Below are 18,262 nucleotides of genomic sequence, written 5' to 3'. Positions count from 1 at the left end.
GAACTGTCACTCACACGGCGATACGGATCTCTCGCTCATTCACCGGCCACGGGCGGACCGGAGAGGTGAGGGCGGGGGCAGCACCGGCGCATCACCGGTACTCATCGAGACATCGCCCGATCGTCCCGCTCGCTCCCTCTCAGTCGCGACTTCTCAGTCCGTGCGGCGACAGAGGGCGCTGGAGACGCGTACGAGGTCGACATGACGGCGCCTGGTCAGCTCCCGTGTGTCCCGGGCATCCGCCATCCGTACCGTCACCGCCTCTCGCTCTTCGACAGGCCCCTGTCAGACCCTGCCTCATGAGCGTACGTGCCGTGCCCCGGTCCGGTCGATGGCGGTCGAATCGGGATCCGCGAGATGGCGATAGGGTTTACCTTTCATCGTGACAGGATGAGGGCGTCATCATGCGGACAGAACAGCTCGAATACATCGAGGCGGTGACCCGTCTGGGCTCCCTGCGCCGCGCGGCGGAGTCCCTGCACATCTCGCAACCCGCCCTGAGCGAGACCGTCCGGAACCTGGAACGGGAACTGGGCGTCGACATCCTGGACCGCAAACGCTCCGGCGCCAAGATCAGCAGCGCGGGGCGCGAGCTGCTGCCGCACATCGTCGGCGTACTGGACGCGGTGGACGCGCTCCGCCGCGCCGCCGACGACCGGCACCGCACCAGCCGCATGATCCGCCTGGGTACGGTCAACGCGGCGACGGTCCCGCTGCTGGTCCCCACCATCCAGGCGTTCCGCGCGGTGTACCCGGAGACCCAGATCGAGGTGACCGGCGCCCAGCAGGCGGAGATCCACCGGGCTCTGCTGGAAGGCGGTCTGGACCTGGGCCTCGTCAACTACCTTCAGGGCGACGACAAACCGCCGGGCCTGGCCACCACGGAGCTGCTGCGCGGCCGGCCGGTCGTCTGCATGCGCTCCGACAGCCCGCTGGCGGGACTGAGTTCGGTGTCGGTGACGGACCTGCTCGGGCAACCGCTCATCGTGATGCGGGCCGGTTACGTGATGCACCGCTATGTGCACCGGCTGCTGGAGGGGCGCAGCCCGACGTTCTCGTACTCCACGGACGGCGCGGAGATGGGCAAGCTGATGGTGGCGGAGGGCCTGGGGGCCACGGTGCTGCCGGACTTCAGCGTCACGGGCGACCCGCTGGAGCGGACGGGCCTGATCACGTACCGCCCGCTGGCGGCCGCCGACACGTACGTACAACTCGTGCTCCAGCGGCCCCCGTCGGACTCGCTTCCGGCGGCGGCACGCGCCCTGCACGACATGTTCGTACAGAGCGCGGAGACCTACGTACGCGACACGGCCGCTGCGGCGAGCGGGGCAAGTGACCGTACAGCGGGCCGGGTTGCGGACCCGATGAGGATGCCCCCGGCCTCGTAGGCCGGTACCTGGTGGGCCAGGGCCTCGTAAGTCAGGGGCACCGCGTCGATCCGCGCGGACCGGTTCAGGCCCGTTGCAGCGCCACGACAGCGTTGTGTCCGCCGAAGCCGAACGAGTGGCTGACCGCTCGGTCGATCCGCCGGTGGAGCGGCTGTTTGGTGACGCAGTTGATGTCGAACTCCGCTGCGGGAGCTTCCAGGTTGGCGATGGGCGGTACGACTCCGTGCTGGAGCGTGAGGACGGTCAGACCGGCCTCGATCGCGCCCGCCGCCCCCATGCAGTGGCCCAGCACGCCCTTCGGGGCCGTGACCGGGGGCCGGTGCGGGTATGCCCGGCTGATCAGCGCGGCCTCGGTGGCATCGTTGAGGGGTGTCGACGTGCCGTGGGCGTTGACGTGGTCCACGTCGGAGGCTTCCCATCCCGCGTTCAACAGCGCTGCTTCCACCGCGCGTTGGGCGACGGCGCCCGAGGGGTGCGGGCTGGTGGGGTGGTGGGCGTCGGTGGTCGCGCCGGCACCCGCGAGGATCGCGCGCGGGACGGCGCCGCGCGCCCGCGCGTCGCCGTCCCGCTCAAGCACCATGATCGCGGCGCCCTCGCCCATGACGAGACCGGCGCGATCGGCCGCGAACGGCCGGCACAGCCGCGCCGGATCGTCCCCGGGTCCCGCCAGGGCCCCGGCGCCCGAGCGGGCGAAGCCGGTCATGGCGACCGGGAAGACGATCGACTCCGTCGCGCCCGCCACCGCGATGTCGCACTGCCCGGTGGCCAGCAGGTCACGCGCCACGGACAGCGCCGTGACGCCCGACGAACACGCCGTGCACGGCGCCATGCTGGGACCGGTGGCCCGCATCTTGATGGCGATCTCCGCCGCCGGCATGTTCGGGATCGTGAGCAGGATGCCGGACGGTGAGGTCGCCTCGGGACCGCGCTGTTCGAGCGCCATCGTCTGCTCGGTCAGGCTCGCCGAACCCCCGCTGCTGGTGCCGACGACGACGGCCACGCGTGTGCCGTCCCAGGTGGCGGGGTCGAGTCCGGCGTCCGCGACCGCCTCGCGGGCGGCCAGGAGCGCGAACTTGACGTACCGGCCCATCCGGAACGCCGTGCGTCCGCCGATGGCGGTATCGAGGTCGATACCGCCGACCGTACAGGCGAAGTCGATCTGACAGCCTGCCAGTTCGGGGACGCGACGAGCGGGCGACGCACCGGCGCACACCCCTTGCCAGGTGGAACCGGTGTCGTTGCCGACCGGTGTGATCATGCCCAGACCGGTGACCGCGATGGTGGGCCCGGTCATTGGGGAACGCCCACCGCGGACTCGGTGAGGAACATGCTGATCTCGGCGAGGGTGGCGCCCTTGAGGAGATTTTCGGCGTCCGTGTCGATTCCCAGGGTCTCCTTGATGATGACGGCGAATTCGGCGACGGCGAGGGAATCCATTTCCAGGCTGTCCATCGTGGCTTCGGGAAAGATCTCGACCGCGGGCACCTTGAAGGTCTCAGTGAGCACCTCGGTGATCTTCGGGTGGATGTAGGTCATCGCATGTCCTTTCAGGGAATTCATTCGGTAGGGGATCTCGGGCCGACGGAGTGCCAGGCGGCGTCCGCGTCGTCGTAGGCGCCGGCGTAGTCAGCGCCGGCGATCGGCCAGTCGGCAAGCAGCTCCTCAGGCAGGGCGAAGGCCGCGATGAGCGTGGCGGCGTGGGGAGCCAGCTCGGCGATGAGCTGTTCGACGGTCTCGGACAGCTCGTCCAGCTGGCGGGCGGCCAGCAGACCGGCGGCCAGCAGATCGCCGCTGTTGCGCTCGATCCAGCGCAGCGCGAACAGCTGCTGGAGGGAGCGCGGCAGCGTGTGCGGGTGGGCGGCGGACGGCGGAGTGCCGGTATCGGCGGATGCCGGTGCCTCGGTATCGGTCAGGTCCACCGCCGAAGCGTCGACAGTCGCCAGGTCCACCGCCGTCGCATCGGCGCCCGCCTGGGCCACCGCCGTCGCGAACGCTTCGGCCGCCCTGCGGTACGCGTGTGCCTCGACGGCCCGCAGCGCGGCGCCCGAGGCAGCGTTCCAGCGCGCGAGCGGGTCGCCGTGCGGCGCCCGGCTCATCCTGCTGCGGGCACGGGTCAGCCACAACGTCTCGACGGCCGCGAGGAGTTCGCCCAGGAAACGCGGGTCGGACAGCTCACCGGGCTCCGGCACACCGGTGGGAGCGGGCGCGGGAACGGCAGCGGTCGTGAACAGCATCTCGGCCGCCGCCTTGGCGTAGATGGCGACATTGTCGCCCTCTGCCGTGATGACCCCCTCGATGCCGGCGACCAGTTCGCCGATGCCGTTGTTCTCCAGCAGCCCCTGCGCCCCGCAGCGCTCCCTGCACTCCACGATGATGTCCCGGGCCTGCCAGGTGACCCAGCCCTTCGTGACCGCGACCAGCCGCTCCGCCTCGTCCTTCGTACGCTCGGTGCGGGACTCCCACGCGTCGAGCGCCGTACGGTGCAGCACGCTCATGTGGAAGACCGTGGCCAGCGCGGCGATCAGCGGGCCGTGGTGGCTGCGGTGCGCGAACACCGGCACCCGTTGGGCCCCGCGCGATCCCGCGATCAGCCGGTGACCGCCGTAGCGCACCGCGAGCGCGAGGGTGACGCGTGCGGAGCCGACCGCGCAGGCGCTCATCGAGAGCTTGCCCGCCGTGACCCGCCCGATCGAGGCGAGGAAGCGCCGCCTGCGGTTGCTCTGCCCGCTGCTGAACACCCCGTCGTCGCCGATCCGCCCCTGTTCTCCGGCGAGCAGCGCGCCGCGTGGCACGAACACGCCGTGGAACGAGGTCAGGCAGTGGTCCACCGGGCTGCCCATCCGCGCGGGCAGCCTGCGCACCCGTACACCGGGCAGCGCGGCTACGGCGTCGGTCGGCGGCGTCAGGCCGGTCGGCGGGTCGACGGCGTCGGTCGGCGGCTCCGGGCCGGTCATCGGCACCGGGCCCGTCAGCGGCGCCGGGCCCGTCAGCGGCGCCGGGCCCGTCAGCGGCACCGGGCCCGTCAGCGGCGTCAGGAAGAGGAAAACGCCGTGGTCGGCGCCGTCTATCAGCAGCCTGGCCGCGACGACCCCGGTTTTCGGGCCGCCCGCCGGGCTGGTGTTGGGCATGAACTTCTGCGCCCCCGCGTGCGGCGTGTCCAGGACGAAGCCGTCGCGCTCGCGGTCGTACGTCGCTGTCGTCTCGACCGCGACGGCGTCGTTGCCGTGCGCCACCTCCGTACAGAGGAAGGTGCCGATGCGGCGCAGCGCGAGAAAGTCCGACAGGTCTCGGCCCTCGTCGTCGGGAGTGCCCTCGTCGCCGCTGTCCTCCGCATGGTCGAGCAGGCTGCCGAGAAACAGGTTGTAATGGATCCCGGCCACCGTGGTGAAGGACGGATCGACGGGCCCCAGCCATTCGTGCAGCGCGACGAGCCGACGCGGATCGGCGGCCAGAGCCATCGGCTCCGCGAGCGAGTCATTGACGGTACGGAGCCGGTCGTACGCGAGCGAGAGCCGTTCCGCGGCCGAGGCGCCCGGTCTACGGCGGAACGGTTCTGCGGCGGCGAGCTGACGCCATGGCCCGTGCTCGTGTTCGAAATTGTTGCCGAACAGTACGCGCGTCAGCCCGTCCATCGTGAACACCCGGGCGCCGCCATCGATCATTAGGGTCACGCGAGAAGAACGATCGGAGGTAACCGAAGAAACGACCCTGCCACCCCCAAATTCACCGGACATATGTTCGTTCAAACACCCTGTCTGCCCACGTCGGTCAGGCGCGTCGGAATGCCAGCACCACGTTGTGCCCGCCGAAGCCGAAAGAGTGGCTGACGGCCCTCTCCACCTGCTGTCGCCGGGGCGTTTTCGTCACGCAGTCGAGATCGAACTCAACAGCGGGCGCGTCGAGGTTCGCGATCGGCGGGACGACTCCGTGCTCCAGCGTGAGCACGCAGGCCACCGCCTCGATCGCCCCGGCCGCCGCGAGTGTGTGGCCCACCACGCCCTTGGGCGCGGTGACTGACGGCCGGTGCGGAAATACCCGGCTGATCAGCATGCCCTCCATCGCGTCGTTGAGCGGGGTGGACGTGCCGTGCGCGTTCACATGGTCGACATCCGCCGCGCTCCAGCCCGCCTCCCGCAGCGCCGCCTCCACCGCGGCCTGCGCGCCACGCCCCTGCGGCTCGGGGGCCGTCGGGTGGTACGCGTCCGTGCTGGAGCCCGTCCCGGCCAGCAGCGCGCGCGGTACGCGCCCCCTGGCCCGCGCATCGGCCTCCCGCTCCAGGACGACCATGGCGGCGCCCTCACCGATGACGAACCCGTCCCGGTCCTGCGCGAACGGCCGCGAGGCCGCGCCCGGGTCACCCGTACGCCTGGACAGCGCGCCCATCCGCGCGAAGGCCGTCACGACGAGCGGTGTCAGCACGGACTCGGCGCCGCCCGCCACCACGATGTCGCACTGCCCCGTGACCAGCAGGTCCCGGGCGACGGCGATGGCGGTGGCCCCGGAGGCGCAGGCGGTCGCCGGCGCGAGGCTGGGCCCCTGGGCCTTGAGTGCGATCGCGACCTCTCCTCCGGCCGCGTTCGGGATCATCATCGGCACGAGCAGCGGGGAGACCGCGCCGGGCCCCTGCGCCTCCAGCTTCAGCGCGTTGTCGGTCAGTACGGAGACCCCGCCCACACCCACACCGAGCACCACGCCCACCCGCCGGCCGTCCCAGGTCGCGGGGTCGAGACCGGCGTCGGCCACGGCCTGCCTGGCGGCGATGAGCCCCAGCTTCACGAACCGCGCCATCCGCCACACGGACCGTCCGCCGACGGCCTCGTCCACGTCCAGTCCGTCGATCGCGCAGGCGAAGTCCACCGGCATGCCCGCCAGTTCGGCCGACCGCCTGGCGAAGGAACGGCCCGCGCACAGCCCGTCCCAGAACGACGTCTCGTCGGCCCCGGCGGGGCTGACCACTCCCACCCCGCTCACCGCGACCGTCTCAGCCGTCTCCGTCATGATCCGTTCCTTCCGTCCTGGGCCGCAGCCCGAGCATCGTGAGAGAGGTCCGGCGCGCTGCCGCCCTCGGAGAGATCGGGCTCGCTGCCGTCGTGAAGGACGTCGGGCTCGCTGCCGTCGTGGGGGAGGCCCGGCCCGCCGCCCTGGTCGACCGCCGCGCCTGTTGCCGCCTCTGGTGGTGCTTCCGGCGGGACGGTTGCCGTTTCCGGCGGGGCGGGCCAACTCAGCGCCGCCGAGCCCCAGGTGAGGCCGCCGCCGAAGGCGGTGAGCAGCACCCGGTCGCCCGCACGGAAGCGGCCCTGTGCCGCCGCGTCCGCGAGGGCCAGGGGGATGGAGGCCGCGCCCGTGTTGGCCACCCGGTCCAGGTGGATCACGCAGCGCTCCGCGCCGATGCCCACCCGGCCCGCCACCGCGCGGAGGATGCGCGCGTTGGCCTGGTGCGGTACGAAGTGGTCCACCTGACCGGCGTCCCAGCCCAGCTTGTCCAGCAGGGCGCGGCAGGAGGCGGTCATGCGGACGACGGCCTCCTGATAGACCGCACGGCCCCGCATCCGGAAGTACTCGTCACCCTCGGCGGGCGGTCGGCCGGTGGACCTGGAGCGGGCGCCGCCGCCCGGCACGGTGATCAGCTCATGTCCGGCGCCGTCGCTGCCCAGGTCGAAACCCAGCAGCTCACCGGGGTCACCGGCGCGGCCGGCCGCGATCAGTGCGGCGCCCGCGCCGTCCCCGAACACCACACCGGACGAACGGTCCTGGGGATCGAGCCAGGTCGAGTAGACGTCGGCGCCGACGAGCAGCACGCGGTCGAACAGGCCCGAGAGAACGAGGCCTTGGCAGACGGCGAGGCCGTACACGAAGCCGCTGCACACCGCCGCGATGTCGAGCGCGGGCACCGTACCCAGCCCGAGGCGCGTGGCCAGGGCCGGTGCCGTGGCGGGGCAGAGGCAGTCCGGGGTGGACGTGGCCAGCACCACGGCATCCACCCCGGACACACCACGAGCCCCGGGCACACCACCCGACGCGGGCACACCACCGGCGACGGACCCACCAACTGCACCTGCCGCACCGGTGGTCCCAGACGCACCACCAACCGCGGCCGCACCAGATGCACCTGCCGCACCGGACACGACGGCGGCACCAGCGGCACCAGCGGCAACCGGCGCACCGCATACGCCTCGTGCATCGTGTGCACCTCGCGCATCGCGTGGCTCCGGCACACCCGCCGCATCAGACACACCGCCCGACACATCAGGCGCACCGGCCGCCCCGAACACCGCGGAGACCCCGGCCGCCGACGCGCGCCGGTCGTTCCCGACCAGCTGCCTCGCGGCCTCGTACGCGAGGTCGCCCGTCGAGAGTCCGGGGCCGGCCCGGTGACGGCTGCCGATGCCCGTACGGCTGCGTACCCAGGCGTCGTCCACACCCCAGGTGCCGGGCAGCGCCTCGTTCGGAACGGGCTCTCCGGGGACCCAGCCGGAGACGGCTTCCAGCACCGCCGTCCGTACGCCCCGTACGTCCTGTACGCCGTCCCGCGCACCCCGCACGTCCCGTGCGTCTCCGCTCGCCACCCGCGCCCTCGATCCGGTATCGATCACATCGACCGGATGGCAAACGCCCTACCCCATAAGCAGGTTACTGAGCCATATGGGGCACAGATGTCGGAACACCCCTACCTGCGCCCGCGATCGCGTTCGTGGACGACAACAGCGGCGACGCCGACGGCGACAACAACGCCGACGGCAACCGGACCCGCGCGGCCGACGTACCGGGGCCGGACAGGGTGGGCGGCACCCAGCGCGTGATGCCCGCGCGGTCCTCGACCAGATCCGATTCCCGGTAGCGGCGGCATCCCTGATGCCACGTCAGAATCCCCGCGAGCCAGTTCTCCAGCTCCTTCACATACCCGTCGAGCACTTTGCGCACCTCGTCATCCAGCCCGAAGTCGTCGTACAGCACCGGCAGTTCGTTGGCCGCGACGTGCTGGAACTGGCGCATGCGCGACTTCATCAGGTCGTCGATGATCGCGACGCCCGTCTTGTAGTCGCAGTTGAAGAAGTTCTGCACGACGAGCACACCGTTGTGCACCTCGCCCTCGAACTCGATCTCCTTCTGGTACGAGAAGAGGTCGTTCATCAGGCAGGCGTAGTCCTGCGCCGCGTTCTCCAGGGACTTCATCGGTCCGCTGCGGTAGATCTCCGGCGGCACGGTGGTGCCGTGGCCGATCCTCGACAGGCTCATCGTCATGTCGGAGCCGAAGGTCTGGCGGCGCATCTCCATGTAGTCGACGGGGTCCGGGATGCGGTTCTGCGCCTGGTTGGCCAGCTCCCACAGCCAGCTCGCGGTCATGTCCTCGACCGACGTGCGGAAGGCGCGGCGGCCGTCCATGTCCATCGGCGCGGCCGTACGGACCCAGAGGTCGGCCAGCCCCCGCTCCAGCCCCGTCGCCGGCGGTGGCGTCCCGGCGCCGGTCTCCAGCGGCATGAACAGCGAGAGCCGTTCGTTGCACGCCTTCGCGCCCGCCAGATCCCGGGTGTTGCCGTACACCACCGGGAAGTAGTCGTCGCCGTACGTGCCCCACGCCAGCCAGTCCGACGTCAGGTCGAGCCCTTCGGGCGTGGCGTCCGGATGGATACCGGCCGCGCACAGCGGGAGGTCGATCCGGCGCAGCCGCTCCTCGTCCCAGACGTCGGAGAACGGCATGCCCGGCTGGGCCTCCAGGATCCCCATCCGGTGACACCACTCCACGACGTGCTCGCGCGACAGCTCCAGATGCGGGCTGAGCGTCGTCTCGTAAGGCATCTGGAATTCCGGCAGCAGCGAGGGCCCCACCCGCTGGAACGGGACATGGCTGTGGCTGCGCAGTCGCGCCCCCGATCCCGCCGTGAGCGCCTTGACGAAACCGGACGCGGCCGTGCCCCGGCCGACCGGGGTCATCGAGAACAGCGGTCCCGCCGTGCTCCCCGGATCCGCGGCGCTCCCACCGCCGTTCATGTAGCGGCTGGAGCGCATGTGCCACTCATGGCCGCCGGACTGCCAGTCCTGGAGCCCCTTCACATACGCGAGGGTCCCGGCGGCGGCGTCCGGCGCGATGCCCTTCTCGACGAAGAGCGGCCCCAGTTCGGTGAGTGCCGTGTTGTCGAACTGATGGAGGCGCGAGGTCAGCAGGTCGTTGACGGCGTCGGCCGCCTCCTGCGTCGTACAACCCAAGAAGGTCTCCAGGACGAGCACGCCATTGCTCAGCTCGCCCTCCTCCTCGATCTCCCGCTGGTACGAGAAGAGGTCGTTCCGCAGATGGACGGCGTCCGAGAACGTGTCCTTGAGCACCCGCATCGGGCGCGACGCGGCGATCTCGGCGGGAACCTCGGCGCTCACGAATTCGATGAGCCCAGCCGACCAGGGCGCACCACCGACCTTCCGGCGCATTTCGATGTACTCCACGGGGTTGGCGATACGCCCCGCGTTGATGTTCGAAAGCTCCCAGAGGGATTCGTTGAGCAGATTCTCGGTGGATTCGGCGAACCGCTCCCGCCAGTCCATGGACATGCTCGGGACCGTACGGGCCCAGAGGTCCGCGAGGCCCGCCTCCACCGGATTGGTGGCCTCGGGAAAGCCGGAGGCCAGATCCATCGGCATGAAGGCGGCCAGCCGTTCGAGGTAGACCTTGCCGCCCTCGCGGTCGTGGTCCCGTTTGAAGATCTCCAGGAAGTGGTCGTCGAAGAAGAAGACCCAGACATACCAGTCGGTGACCAGCGACAGGTCGGGGCCGTCGCAGTCCGGGTGCGTGTAGGAGCAGAGCAGCGCGTAGTCGTGGGCGTCGAGGTCGCTCTCCTCCCAGATCCCGGAGCCTTCCAGCATTCCCATGTCTCTGGCCCACTGTTTGGAATGCTCTCTGGCCTCCTCCAGATGCGGATTGAGGCGGGCCGGATAAGGCATGTAGAAATCCGGCAGTTCAAAGGGCTGTGTCACTGGAGCGCGGCCTTTCCCGACAGTTCCGGAAGGTTTTCCTGGGCCGGAATGAGCCGGTCAGGAATGCCGGCATCGCCCACCGCCCCCTGCCCTCGTCACCCGGTTGGTCCAGATCTACCCCACCCGGCACTCCGCCATCCGCGTCATCCGCAGCATTCATCAGTCGTATAAACGTACGTATTCTGCGTGGCGTACCCGGAATATGTCATACGCCGGGTGATCATCGCCGAATGAGCACCACCATTCGGCTCGCACAAGAGCCCGAGGCCGACGCGCTGCTCGGCCGCAGCCCCCTGGCCGCGCTCGTCGGCATGCTGCTCGACCAGCAAGTCCCCATGGAATGGGCCTTCTCGGGCCCATGGACCATCGCCGTACGCATGGGCGGCGACGACCTCGACGCGCGCGCGATCGCCGCGTACGACCCCGACGCCTTCGCCGCGCTGCTCTCGCAGAAGCCCGCCGTGCACCGCTACCCCAGCTCCATGGCCGGGCGCGTGCAGCAGCTCTGCCAGTACCTGGTGGAACGGTACGACGGTGATCCGAGCGCGGTGTGGCGTGATGTCGCCACCGGCGACGAGGTGTTGGAGCGGCTGCTCGCGCTGCCCGGCTTCGGCAAACAGAAGGCGCAGATCTTCCTTGCACTCCTGGGCAAACAGTTCGGCGTACGGCCCGACGGCTGGCGCGCGGCGGCGGGCGCGTACGGCGAGGAGGGCTCGTACCGCTCGGCCGCGGACATCACCGGGCCGGAGACGCTCGCCAGGGTCCGGGCGTTCAAGCAGGAAGCGAAACGCGCGGCCAAGGCGGCGAAAGCGGCAAGGGACGACAAATGAACGGCAGGCCGCGCCGATCCCTGACCGTCGCCGCCGCCGTCGCGCTCGCGGTGCCGCTGCTGCTGTCCGCGGCCCCCGCCGCCACAGACGTACCGGGACCCGGATCGGCGCCCGTACCGGGACCCGGCTCGGCGCCCGTACCGGGACTCGGCGATCCCGGGAAAAGCGCGGCGAAGCTCTCCCGGCAGCTCGTACGGAAAACGTCCGCAGAGGACGCCTACCGGCATCTGAGACGGTTCCAGGCCATCGCCGGCTCCGCGGGCGGCAACCGTGCCGCGGGATCGCCCGGACACGAGGCCTCCGCCGCGTACGTCCACGACCGGCTCAAGGAAGCCGGCTACCAGGTCTCGTACGGCACCTTCGACTTCACGTACGTCGAAACGCTCGCCGAAAAACTGACCGTTACCGCGCCGGAGACACGCGAGGTCGGCATCGCCGCGATGTCCTACACGGCGTCCACGCCCGAGGGCGGCCTCACGGCGGAACTCGCCGTCGTCACCGCCGACGGGACAGCCGGCTGCGAGCCCGCCGACTACACCTCCGCCCCCGTCACCGGCAAGATCGCGCTCATCAAGCGCGGCGGCTGCGCCTTCTCGGCCAAGCAGCGGCAGGCCGCGAACGCGGGCGCGGTCGGCGCGATCATCTACAACAACACCGACGGCGCGCTCAGCGGAACACTCGGCGATCCGGCCGCCGCCGCGATCCCCACCGGCGGGATCACCCAGGAGGCGGGCAAGGCGCTCGCGGCCGAGGCCGAGGCCAGTAAGAGCGGGAGCGAGCCGGGCGGTGTCACAGTCACTCTGGACCTCCGGCAGTTCCGGGAGCAGCGCACCACCCGCAACGTCATCGCCGAGACCGGAGAGGGCCGCGCCGACCGGACCGTCATGCTCGGCGCCCACCTGGACTCCGTCACGGCGGGCCCCGGCATCAACGACAACGGCTCGGGATCCGCCGGGCTGCTCGCCGTCGCCCTCGAACTCGCGAAGATCCACGCCGCCCCCACCAACAAGGTGCGTTTCGCCTGGTGGTCGGCGGAGGAACTGGGACTGCTCGGCTCCGGCGCGTACGTCACGGGCCTCACCCCCGGGCAGCGCGCGGACATCGCGCTCTACCTCAACTTCGACATGATCGCCTCGCCCAACTACGCCGAACTCGTCTACGACGGCGACGACTCCGACGCGACCGGCTCGGGACCGGGCCCGGAGGGCTCCGCACAGCTGGAGAAGGGGATCACCGATTTCCTCGACCGCAGGAATGTCCCGCACCGGGGAGCGGACTTCGACGGCCGTTCCGACTACGGGCCGTTCATGGACGCCGGCATTCCCTCGGGAGGCACCTTCACCGGCGCCGAGGACATCAAGTCGGCGGCCGAGGCGGAGACGTACGGCGGCGAGGCGGGCGTGGCGTACGACGCGTGCTACCACTCCGCCTGCGACGACCTCACGAACATCGACATGAAGGCCTTCGGCATCAACGTCGGCGTGATCGCCGACGCGGTGGGTACGTACGCCCACGACCTCGGCCCGCTCGCGAAAGGTACGTCCACGACTTCGGCCCGCTCGCGAACCGCGGGCCCGCCCCGTAGCCGGGCAGCTGGTCATCAGGGGACTGACAATCAGGTGGCCGGACGGCGACCCCTTTCGAGCGAATCGACCGGCGCGGTCAGCCGGCGCTCCGCCCGCCCGGCCGCGCCTGCCAACCCGCGCGGTCAGGGCTTTGCTCCCGCTCTGTCAGCACTTGCGCCTTCCGGAGTCCGGCAGCATGGCTGCGCCCGGAGCCGCCCGCCCGGTAGGCTTTCCGTGTGATCTTCAAGCGCATCGGTAACGGGCGGCCGTATCCCGACCACGGCCGGGAATCAACCCGCCAGTGGGCGGATGTGGCGCCGCGCCCGGTCCGCCTCGATCAGCTCGTGACCACGAAGGGCCAATTGGATCTGGAGACCCTGCTCGCCGAGGACTCCACTTTCTACGGCGACCTCTTCGCGCACGTGGTGAAGTGGCAGGGCGATCTCTACCTGGAGGACGGCCTGCACCGCGCGGTCCGCGCGGCGCTCCAGCAGCGACAGGTGCTGCACGCGCGTGTGCTGGAGCTGGATCTCGGCTGAACGGGCCCTCGCCCGGCCGTCAACGCTCGCGCGTCACGCCCCATGCTGGCGCCTGGCCGTCAATGCTCCGCGAACATTGCATTCGCCGGATGACCAATGCGCTCACCCGGCGACCAATGAGTGAAGGCTGAGTGGCGGCTGAGCCTTTCGGGGCTTTTTCGTACCTCTGATCGCTCAACCTATTGATCATTTAGTAGGAATCACCAGCGGCTCGCACTACGCTGCGTTCATGAGCATGCTGACTCCCCCCGGCATGGGCGGAAAATACCGCATCACGGGTAACAAGTACCCACGCATGCGCCGTCCTCGTCACCGCCGCAGGTACGTGCTCGCGGCAGCCGCCGCCGTCGTCGCCCTCGGCCTGGCCGGCTGGGGAACCCTGCAGCTCATCGATGTCTTCACAGGTGACGGAAAGCAGGCCGCCGCCGCCACCAGCCACAAACCGGCCTGCAGACCCACCAAGGCGCCGGTCAAGGCGCTGCCCAAGCCCGGCCAGATCAAGGTCAACGTCTACAACGCGACCCCGCGGGGCGGCCTCGCCAAGTCCACCGCGGACGAACTCAAGAAGCGCGGGTTCGACATCGGCAAGGTGGGCAACGCGCCGGAGACGTACGACAAGAAGGTCCCGGGCGCCGGACTGCTGCTCGGCGCCCCGACCTCCGAGGACGGCCCCTTCGCGGTGCTCGGTACGCAGCTGAAGGGCGCGGCGAAGAAGACCGACGCCCGGAAGACGGCGGACGTCGATCTGATCATCGGCACGGCCTTCAAGACGCTGAACGTGCCGAAGGACGCCGACCAGGCACTCGCCACCCTGACGAAGCCCGCGCCGACGCCCTCCGCTTCCGCCTGCACCGACTGATCCCTGCCGCGCCGGATCCAGTGGATCTAGGCGACGGTCCCGTACATGCGGTCCCCGGCATCACCCAGGCCGGGGACGATGTACCCGTTCTCGTTCAGGCGCTCGTCGACGGCGGCCGTGACGACCGTGACGGGGGTGCCCGCGAGGTCACGTTCCATCACCTCGACGCCCTCGGGCGCCGCGAGGAGCACCACGGCGGTCACATCGTCGGCGCCGCGCTTGATCAGCTCCTTGATCGCCGTCACCAGCGTGCCGCCGGTGGCCAGCATCGGGTCGAGCACGTACACCTGACGGCCGGAGAGGTCCTCGGGCATCCGGGACGCGTACGTCGACGCCTGAAGCGTCTCCTCGTCGCGGATCATCCCCAGGAAGCCCACCTCGGCGGTCGGCAGCAGCCGCACCATGCCGTCGAGCATGCCGAGCCCCGCCCGCAGGATGGGCACGACGAGCGGGCGCGGGTACGACAGTCGCACTCCCGTGGTCGGCGTCACCGGGGTCTCGATGTCGACCTGCTCGGTACGCACATCCCTGGTGGCCTCGTACGCGAGCAGGGTGACCAGCTCGTCGGCGAGGCGCCGGAAGGTCGCTGAGTCGGTGCGCCGATCGCGCAGTGTGGTGAGTTTGTGCGCCACCAGCGGGTGGTCGACAACGTGAATCCGCATGGCGACCACAGTAACCGGGCGTCAACGCGGCGCGCGCCTGCATCATCCTTCGGGTGCGAGGGAAGGTGGTAGGGGGTTTTCCTGGTGAACCATTCCCGGAGACAGGACCCGGTCCTGGGGGTGGTGAAGCGTCGATGCGGGGACGGGGGGCTGTCGATGCCGGAACGGGAGCGCGAGCATGCCCAGGACGACGGCGTGGACCAGGACGTCAATCCGAACGAGGACGTCGACCCGGCCTCTGACGTCGGCCCGGCCTCTGACATCGCGGCGGACGAGGACGCCGGCCCCGACCCGGACCTCGATCAGGGCCTCGTCCAGGGCCAGGAGAGTGACCTGGAGCGTCGCAGGCGGCGCGCGCTGTTCCTGCGGGAGCTGAACGAGGCCAAGGCCCTGCGCGAGCGCGTGAAGCCCCGGCAGGCACGGGCCGCGCGGATGCGCCAGCAGATGCGGATGCGCACTTTCCGCTGGTAGCCGCGGTCGGCCGGCGGGTCCGTCGCCCCGGCGTCCTGACGGCTGCGCGGCGGCCGACCGTGGACAGATGACGGCATCCGGCAGTCGGGTACGAACCGGCCCCGAATAAAATGGGCTGACGACGCAACGGCGGAAGACCTCTCGCGAAGCGCAGGTTTCTGCCACGATTCCGAGAGGGCGGGGCACAGACAACGCACCGCCGGATCGTCACCTCTGACCAGTGGGAGAGTCACGGTGTACTTCGCCGCACTGCTCGCGCGCACCGAAGACGGGTGGGAAGCGAGCGACACAGAGCTGGACGACGTGGAGACCCTGTCGGATCTGACCGACCTGGCCCGTGATGCCTCGGTGGACGAGGACACGGTGCTCGTCTTCATCGAGCAGGAGGACGCCTGGTTCGGCATCCTCCGCGTGGAGGGCGAGGAGGACCCTCGCATCTACGTCTCCGACGCGGCCGCGGCCGCACGCTCCTCGTACGGGGAGATCCTTATCGACGAAGTGATCGGCAGGGACAACGAGAACCCTGCCGACGAACTCGACTCGCTGGACCTCGACGGCACCGAGGACGGCGAACCGGACGAGAACGACGAGGAGGACGACGACATCCCCGTGAAGGCCGGCGACACCGTGCCCGCGGGACCCGTCGGGGACCAGGGCATTCTCGCCGACCTCGGCCTTTCCGAGTCGGACCTGCTGGAGCTCGAAACCGACGCGATGTCCGAGATCGCCGAGGCCCTGGGCGCCGCCGAGATCCTGGAGACCGTCCGCTAGTGGGGGAACGGTACGAAGGCTGCCGGGAGGAGCACCGGTGACGATGGCGCACGCCCGGGAACCGGACGGGACGGGGGACGCGGTTCCGCCCCCGGCCTCGGACCGGGCTCGGAATTCCAACCCGGACCCGGACCGGGCCCAGGAGCGAAAAGCGGACCCGGACCGGGCCCCTGAGCGGACCCCGACCCCGGACCGGGCTCCGGACCCGGTACGGGATCCGTGGCGGGCGCCCATGCGCCTCGCCCTGGACGAGGCCGCGAGGGCGGCGCGCTCCGGCGATGTCCCGGTGGGCGCTGTCCTGCTGTCCCCGAAGGGGACGGTCCTGGCGGCCGGACACAACGAACGCGAGGCGACGGGCGACCCGACAGCCCATGCGGAGGTCCTGGCCATCCGCAGGGCGGCCGGGCAACTCGGCGCCTGGCGCCTGACGGGCTGCACGCTGGTGGTGACCCTGGAACCGTGCACGATGTGCGCGGGCGCGATCGTGCAGTCCCGGGTGGACCGCCTGGTGTTCGGCGCCCTCGACGAAAAAGCCGGCGCGGCCGGCTCCCTCTGGGACGCCGTACGCGACCGCCGCCTCAACCACCGCCCGGAAGTGATCCACGGAGTGCTCGCCGACGAGTGCTCCGCCCAGCTGACCACCTTCTTCAGAGCCCGCTGACCCCACCCCAGAACCCGGATTTCGGAGCACGGCCAACCTTGGGCTAAGATCTCTCTCGGTAGCGTGTCCGAGCGGCCGAAGGAGCTCGCCTCGAAAGCGAGTGTGGGGAAACTCACCGAGGGTTCAAATCCCTCCGCTACCGCTCTCACACCCTCCTGACCTGCGGAAACGCAGCCAGGGGGGTGTTTTGCGTACGGCCACACCAGGCCACGGGCGCACAGCACGAACCCAACTACCGCGCCCACCAGATGCGTTACCGCTTCCACGGAGGGATCTGCTTCTGGACCCGGAATCCGTCCCGGCCCCGATCCGGCTCGCTAGGGTGACCGGACAGCCGAGAACGAAACCCCGACAACGCCCGAGGGACCAACCACCATTGCCCTGTCCTGCGGCCTATGGACAGCCCCTCACTCAACACCTCGGGCCGACCCCACCGAACAAAACCAGGGCACCTCGCGAATAAAACCCCAGGTCAAAAAGCGTCGGCCCCGCGCACGCGGGGGTGTTCCCGCCGGCGTCGCTGACCGGACCAGGGACCGCGAGTCGGCCCCGCGCACGCGGGGGTGTTCCCCTTGTCGCCGAGCTCGCGTGGGACGCGACCAGGTCGGCCCCGCGCACGCGGGGGTGTTCCGCCTCGCTCGACGGCTCGCCGGGCGTACGGTTCGTCGGCCCCGCGCACGCGGGGGTGTTCCGTGAGGTCAGACGAGGGCGGTGAGCAGTCCGGCGTCGGCCCCGCGCACGCGGGGGTGTTCCGCCGTGGGCGGTGAGGGTCTCCTCGGAGACGGCGTCGGCCCCGCGCACGCGGGGGTGTTCCGCTGGGTGTCTGTGTCGTTGGGTTCGACGACGTGTCGGCCCCGCGCACGCGGGGGTGTTCCGCCATGACCACGCCGCCATCTGGGTACCGCCCAGTCGGCCCCGCGCACGCGGGGGTGTTCCGCTCGGCATCAACATGTTCCGGAGGGCGGCGTCGTCGGCCCCGCGCACGCGGGGGTGTTCCGGTCAGCCACCACGTCGGCTTCGCCCGGCCGTCGTCGGCCCCGCGCACGCGGGGGTGTTCCTGGCCGTAGCCGCCCGCCTGCCAGCGCTCGGCCGTCGGCCCCGCGCACGCGGGGGTGTTCCCTCGTCCTCGTCCCCCGCCCGCAGGGCGTCGAAGTCGGCCCCGCGCACGCGGGGGTGTTCCATCGCCCTCGACGGCAACGGGGGCGAGCATGAGGTCGGCCCCGCGCACGCGGGGGTGTTCCACACCCCGTACGTCGACGTGCGGAGCACTGTCGGTCGGCCCCGCGCACGCGGGGGTGTTCCGTTGCTCCACGACGGCGACCGCAAGCTACGCAGGTCGGCCCCGCGCACGCGGGGGTGTTCCCACCAGGCGGTTGCCCGCGTCGGCTGAGGGGGCGTCGGCCCCGCGCACGCGGGGGTGTTCCGCGGTCGGGCCATGGCGGGCGTTCCGTCCGATGGTCGGCCCCGCGCACGCGGGGGTGTTCCACACCCCGTACGTCGACGTGCGGAGCACTGTCGGTCGGCCCCGCGCACGCGGGGGTGTTCCGTTGCT

15 protein-coding genes, 1 tRNA gene, 2 pseudogenes and 1 CRISPR repeat array are annotated in these 18,262 nt (G+C 70.7%); of the genes and pseudogenes, 9 read left to right on the top strand and 9 right to left on the bottom strand.

The window, feature by feature from the left end:
- Positions 1–153: 153 nt before the first annotated feature.
- Positions 154–246, bottom strand: coding sequence for a putative leader peptide (locus tag ACIP6N_RS12620; RefSeq protein ID WP_401815250.1), 93 nt, complete (start codon positions 244–246; stop codon positions 154–156).
- Positions 247–404: 158 nt separating this feature from the next.
- On the opposite strand from ACIP6N_RS12620, the gene ACIP6N_RS12615 reads away from it, so the two are divergent.
- Positions 405–1,388, top strand: a complete 984-nt coding sequence (locus ACIP6N_RS12615; RefSeq protein WP_401815055.1) for a LysR family transcriptional regulator — start codon at positions 405–407, stop codon at positions 1,386–1,388.
- Between the two features lie 64 nt (positions 1,389–1,452).
- On the opposite strand, the gene ACIP6N_RS12610 is transcribed toward ACIP6N_RS12615, so the two are convergent.
- The 7 genes and pseudogenes from ACIP6N_RS12610 to ACIP6N_RS12580 all read right to left on the bottom strand — a co-directional run bounded on the left by ACIP6N_RS12610 (position 1,453) and on the right by ACIP6N_RS12580 (position 10,352).
- Entirely contained in the window at positions 1,453–2,682 is a 1,230-nt protein-coding gene (locus tag ACIP6N_RS12610) for a beta-ketoacyl-[acyl-carrier-protein] synthase family protein (RefSeq protein WP_401815054.1), read from the bottom strand.
- A complete protein-coding gene (locus tag ACIP6N_RS12605; RefSeq protein WP_401815053.1) occupies positions 2,679–2,924 on the bottom strand; it encodes an acyl carrier protein in 246 nt (81 codons plus the stop codon). The genes ACIP6N_RS12610 and ACIP6N_RS12605 overlap by 4 nt, the downstream gene beginning before the upstream one ends.
- A gap of 20 nt (positions 2,925–2,944) precedes the next feature.
- Positions 2,945–5,050 carry an acyl-CoA dehydrogenase gene (locus tag ACIP6N_RS12600; RefSeq protein WP_401815052.1) on the bottom strand — a complete coding sequence of 702 codons (2,106 nt, stop codon included), beginning with the start codon at positions 5,048–5,050 and terminating at the stop codon, positions 2,945–2,947.
- 106 nt (positions 5,051–5,156) lie between these two features.
- Complete coding sequence (locus ACIP6N_RS12595; RefSeq protein ID WP_401815051.1) at positions 5,157–6,386, bottom strand: beta-ketoacyl-[acyl-carrier-protein] synthase family protein; 1,230 nt, start codon at positions 6,384–6,386, stop codon at positions 5,157–5,159.
- A gap of 200 nt (positions 6,387–6,586) precedes the next feature.
- Positions 6,587–7,372 (bottom strand): annotated as a pseudogene (locus ACIP6N_RS12590) (beta-ketoacyl-ACP synthase 3); the annotation flags it as partial.
- A 329-nt stretch (positions 7,373–7,701) separates the two neighbouring features.
- Positions 7,702–7,879, bottom strand: a pseudogene (locus tag ACIP6N_RS12585) (3-oxoacyl-ACP synthase); the annotation flags it as partial.
- A 139-nt stretch (positions 7,880–8,018) separates the two neighbouring features.
- Positions 8,019–10,352 (bottom strand): germacradienol/geosmin synthase, encoded by a 2,334-nt coding sequence (locus ACIP6N_RS12580; RefSeq protein WP_401815049.1) that lies wholly within the window; start codon positions 10,350–10,352, stop codon positions 8,019–8,021.
- A gap of 230 nt (positions 10,353–10,582) precedes the next feature.
- Between ACIP6N_RS12580 and ACIP6N_RS12575 the strand changes: the two genes are divergently transcribed.
- From ACIP6N_RS12575 to ACIP6N_RS12560, 4 genes are all read left to right on the top strand, one after another.
- Positions 10,583–11,182, top strand: coding sequence for an HhH-GPD-type base excision DNA repair protein (locus ACIP6N_RS12575; protein WP_401815047.1), 600 nt, complete (start codon positions 10,583–10,585; stop codon positions 11,180–11,182).
- Entirely contained in the window at positions 11,179–12,987 is a 1,809-nt protein-coding gene (locus ACIP6N_RS12570; protein ID WP_401815046.1) for a M28 family peptidase, read from the top strand. The genes ACIP6N_RS12575 and ACIP6N_RS12570 overlap by 4 nt, the downstream gene beginning before the upstream one ends.
- Positions 12,984–13,286, top strand: coding sequence for a type II toxin-antitoxin system VapB family antitoxin (locus tag ACIP6N_RS12565; RefSeq protein ID WP_023540426.1), 303 nt, complete (start codon positions 12,984–12,986; stop codon positions 13,284–13,286). Before ACIP6N_RS12570 ends, ACIP6N_RS12565 begins: the two co-directional genes overlap by 4 nt.
- A 229-nt stretch (positions 13,287–13,515) precedes the next feature.
- Complete coding sequence (locus tag ACIP6N_RS12560) at positions 13,516–14,145, top strand: LytR C-terminal domain-containing protein (RefSeq protein ID WP_401815044.1); 630 nt, start codon at positions 13,516–13,518, stop codon at positions 14,143–14,145.
- Between the two features lie 26 nt (positions 14,146–14,171).
- Here ACIP6N_RS12560 and upp read toward each other — a convergent pair whose 3' ends face one another.
- A complete protein-coding gene (gene upp, locus ACIP6N_RS12555; RefSeq protein WP_401815042.1) occupies positions 14,172–14,807 on the bottom strand; it encodes a uracil phosphoribosyltransferase in 636 nt (211 codons plus the stop codon).
- A 156-nt stretch (positions 14,808–14,963) separates the two neighbouring features.
- Between upp and ACIP6N_RS12550 the strand changes: the two genes are divergently transcribed.
- The 4 genes from ACIP6N_RS12550 (at position 14,964) to ACIP6N_RS12535 (ending at position 16,852) form a co-directional block, all read left to right on the top strand.
- Positions 14,964–15,278 (top strand): hypothetical protein, encoded by a 315-nt coding sequence (locus tag ACIP6N_RS12550; protein ID WP_401815041.1) that lies wholly within the window; start codon positions 14,964–14,966, stop codon positions 15,276–15,278.
- Between the two features lie 234 nt (positions 15,279–15,512).
- Entirely contained in the window at positions 15,513–16,049 is a 537-nt protein-coding gene (locus tag ACIP6N_RS12545) for a hypothetical protein (protein WP_401815039.1), read from the top strand.
- Between the two features lie 232 nt (positions 16,050–16,281).
- A complete protein-coding gene (gene tadA / locus ACIP6N_RS12540; RefSeq protein ID WP_401815038.1) occupies positions 16,282–16,710 on the top strand; it encodes a tRNA adenosine(34) deaminase TadA in 429 nt (142 codons plus the stop codon).
- Between the two features lie 57 nt (positions 16,711–16,767).
- Positions 16,768–16,852, top strand: a tRNA-Ser gene (locus ACIP6N_RS12535).
- A 339-nt stretch (positions 16,853–17,191) separates the two neighbouring features.
- Positions 17,192–18,256: direct repeats of the CRISPR family, unit length 28 nt; unit sequence GTCGGCCCCGCGCACGCGGGGGTGTTCC.
- Positions 18,257–18,262: the final 6 nt, after the last annotated feature.

Source organism: Streptomyces sp. NPDC088725 (genome assembly GCF_044751305.1).
Lineage (GTDB): Bacteria > Actinomycetota > Actinomycetes > Streptomycetales > Streptomycetaceae > Streptomyces.
This window is presented reverse-complemented; position numbering and strand designations above follow the sequence as displayed.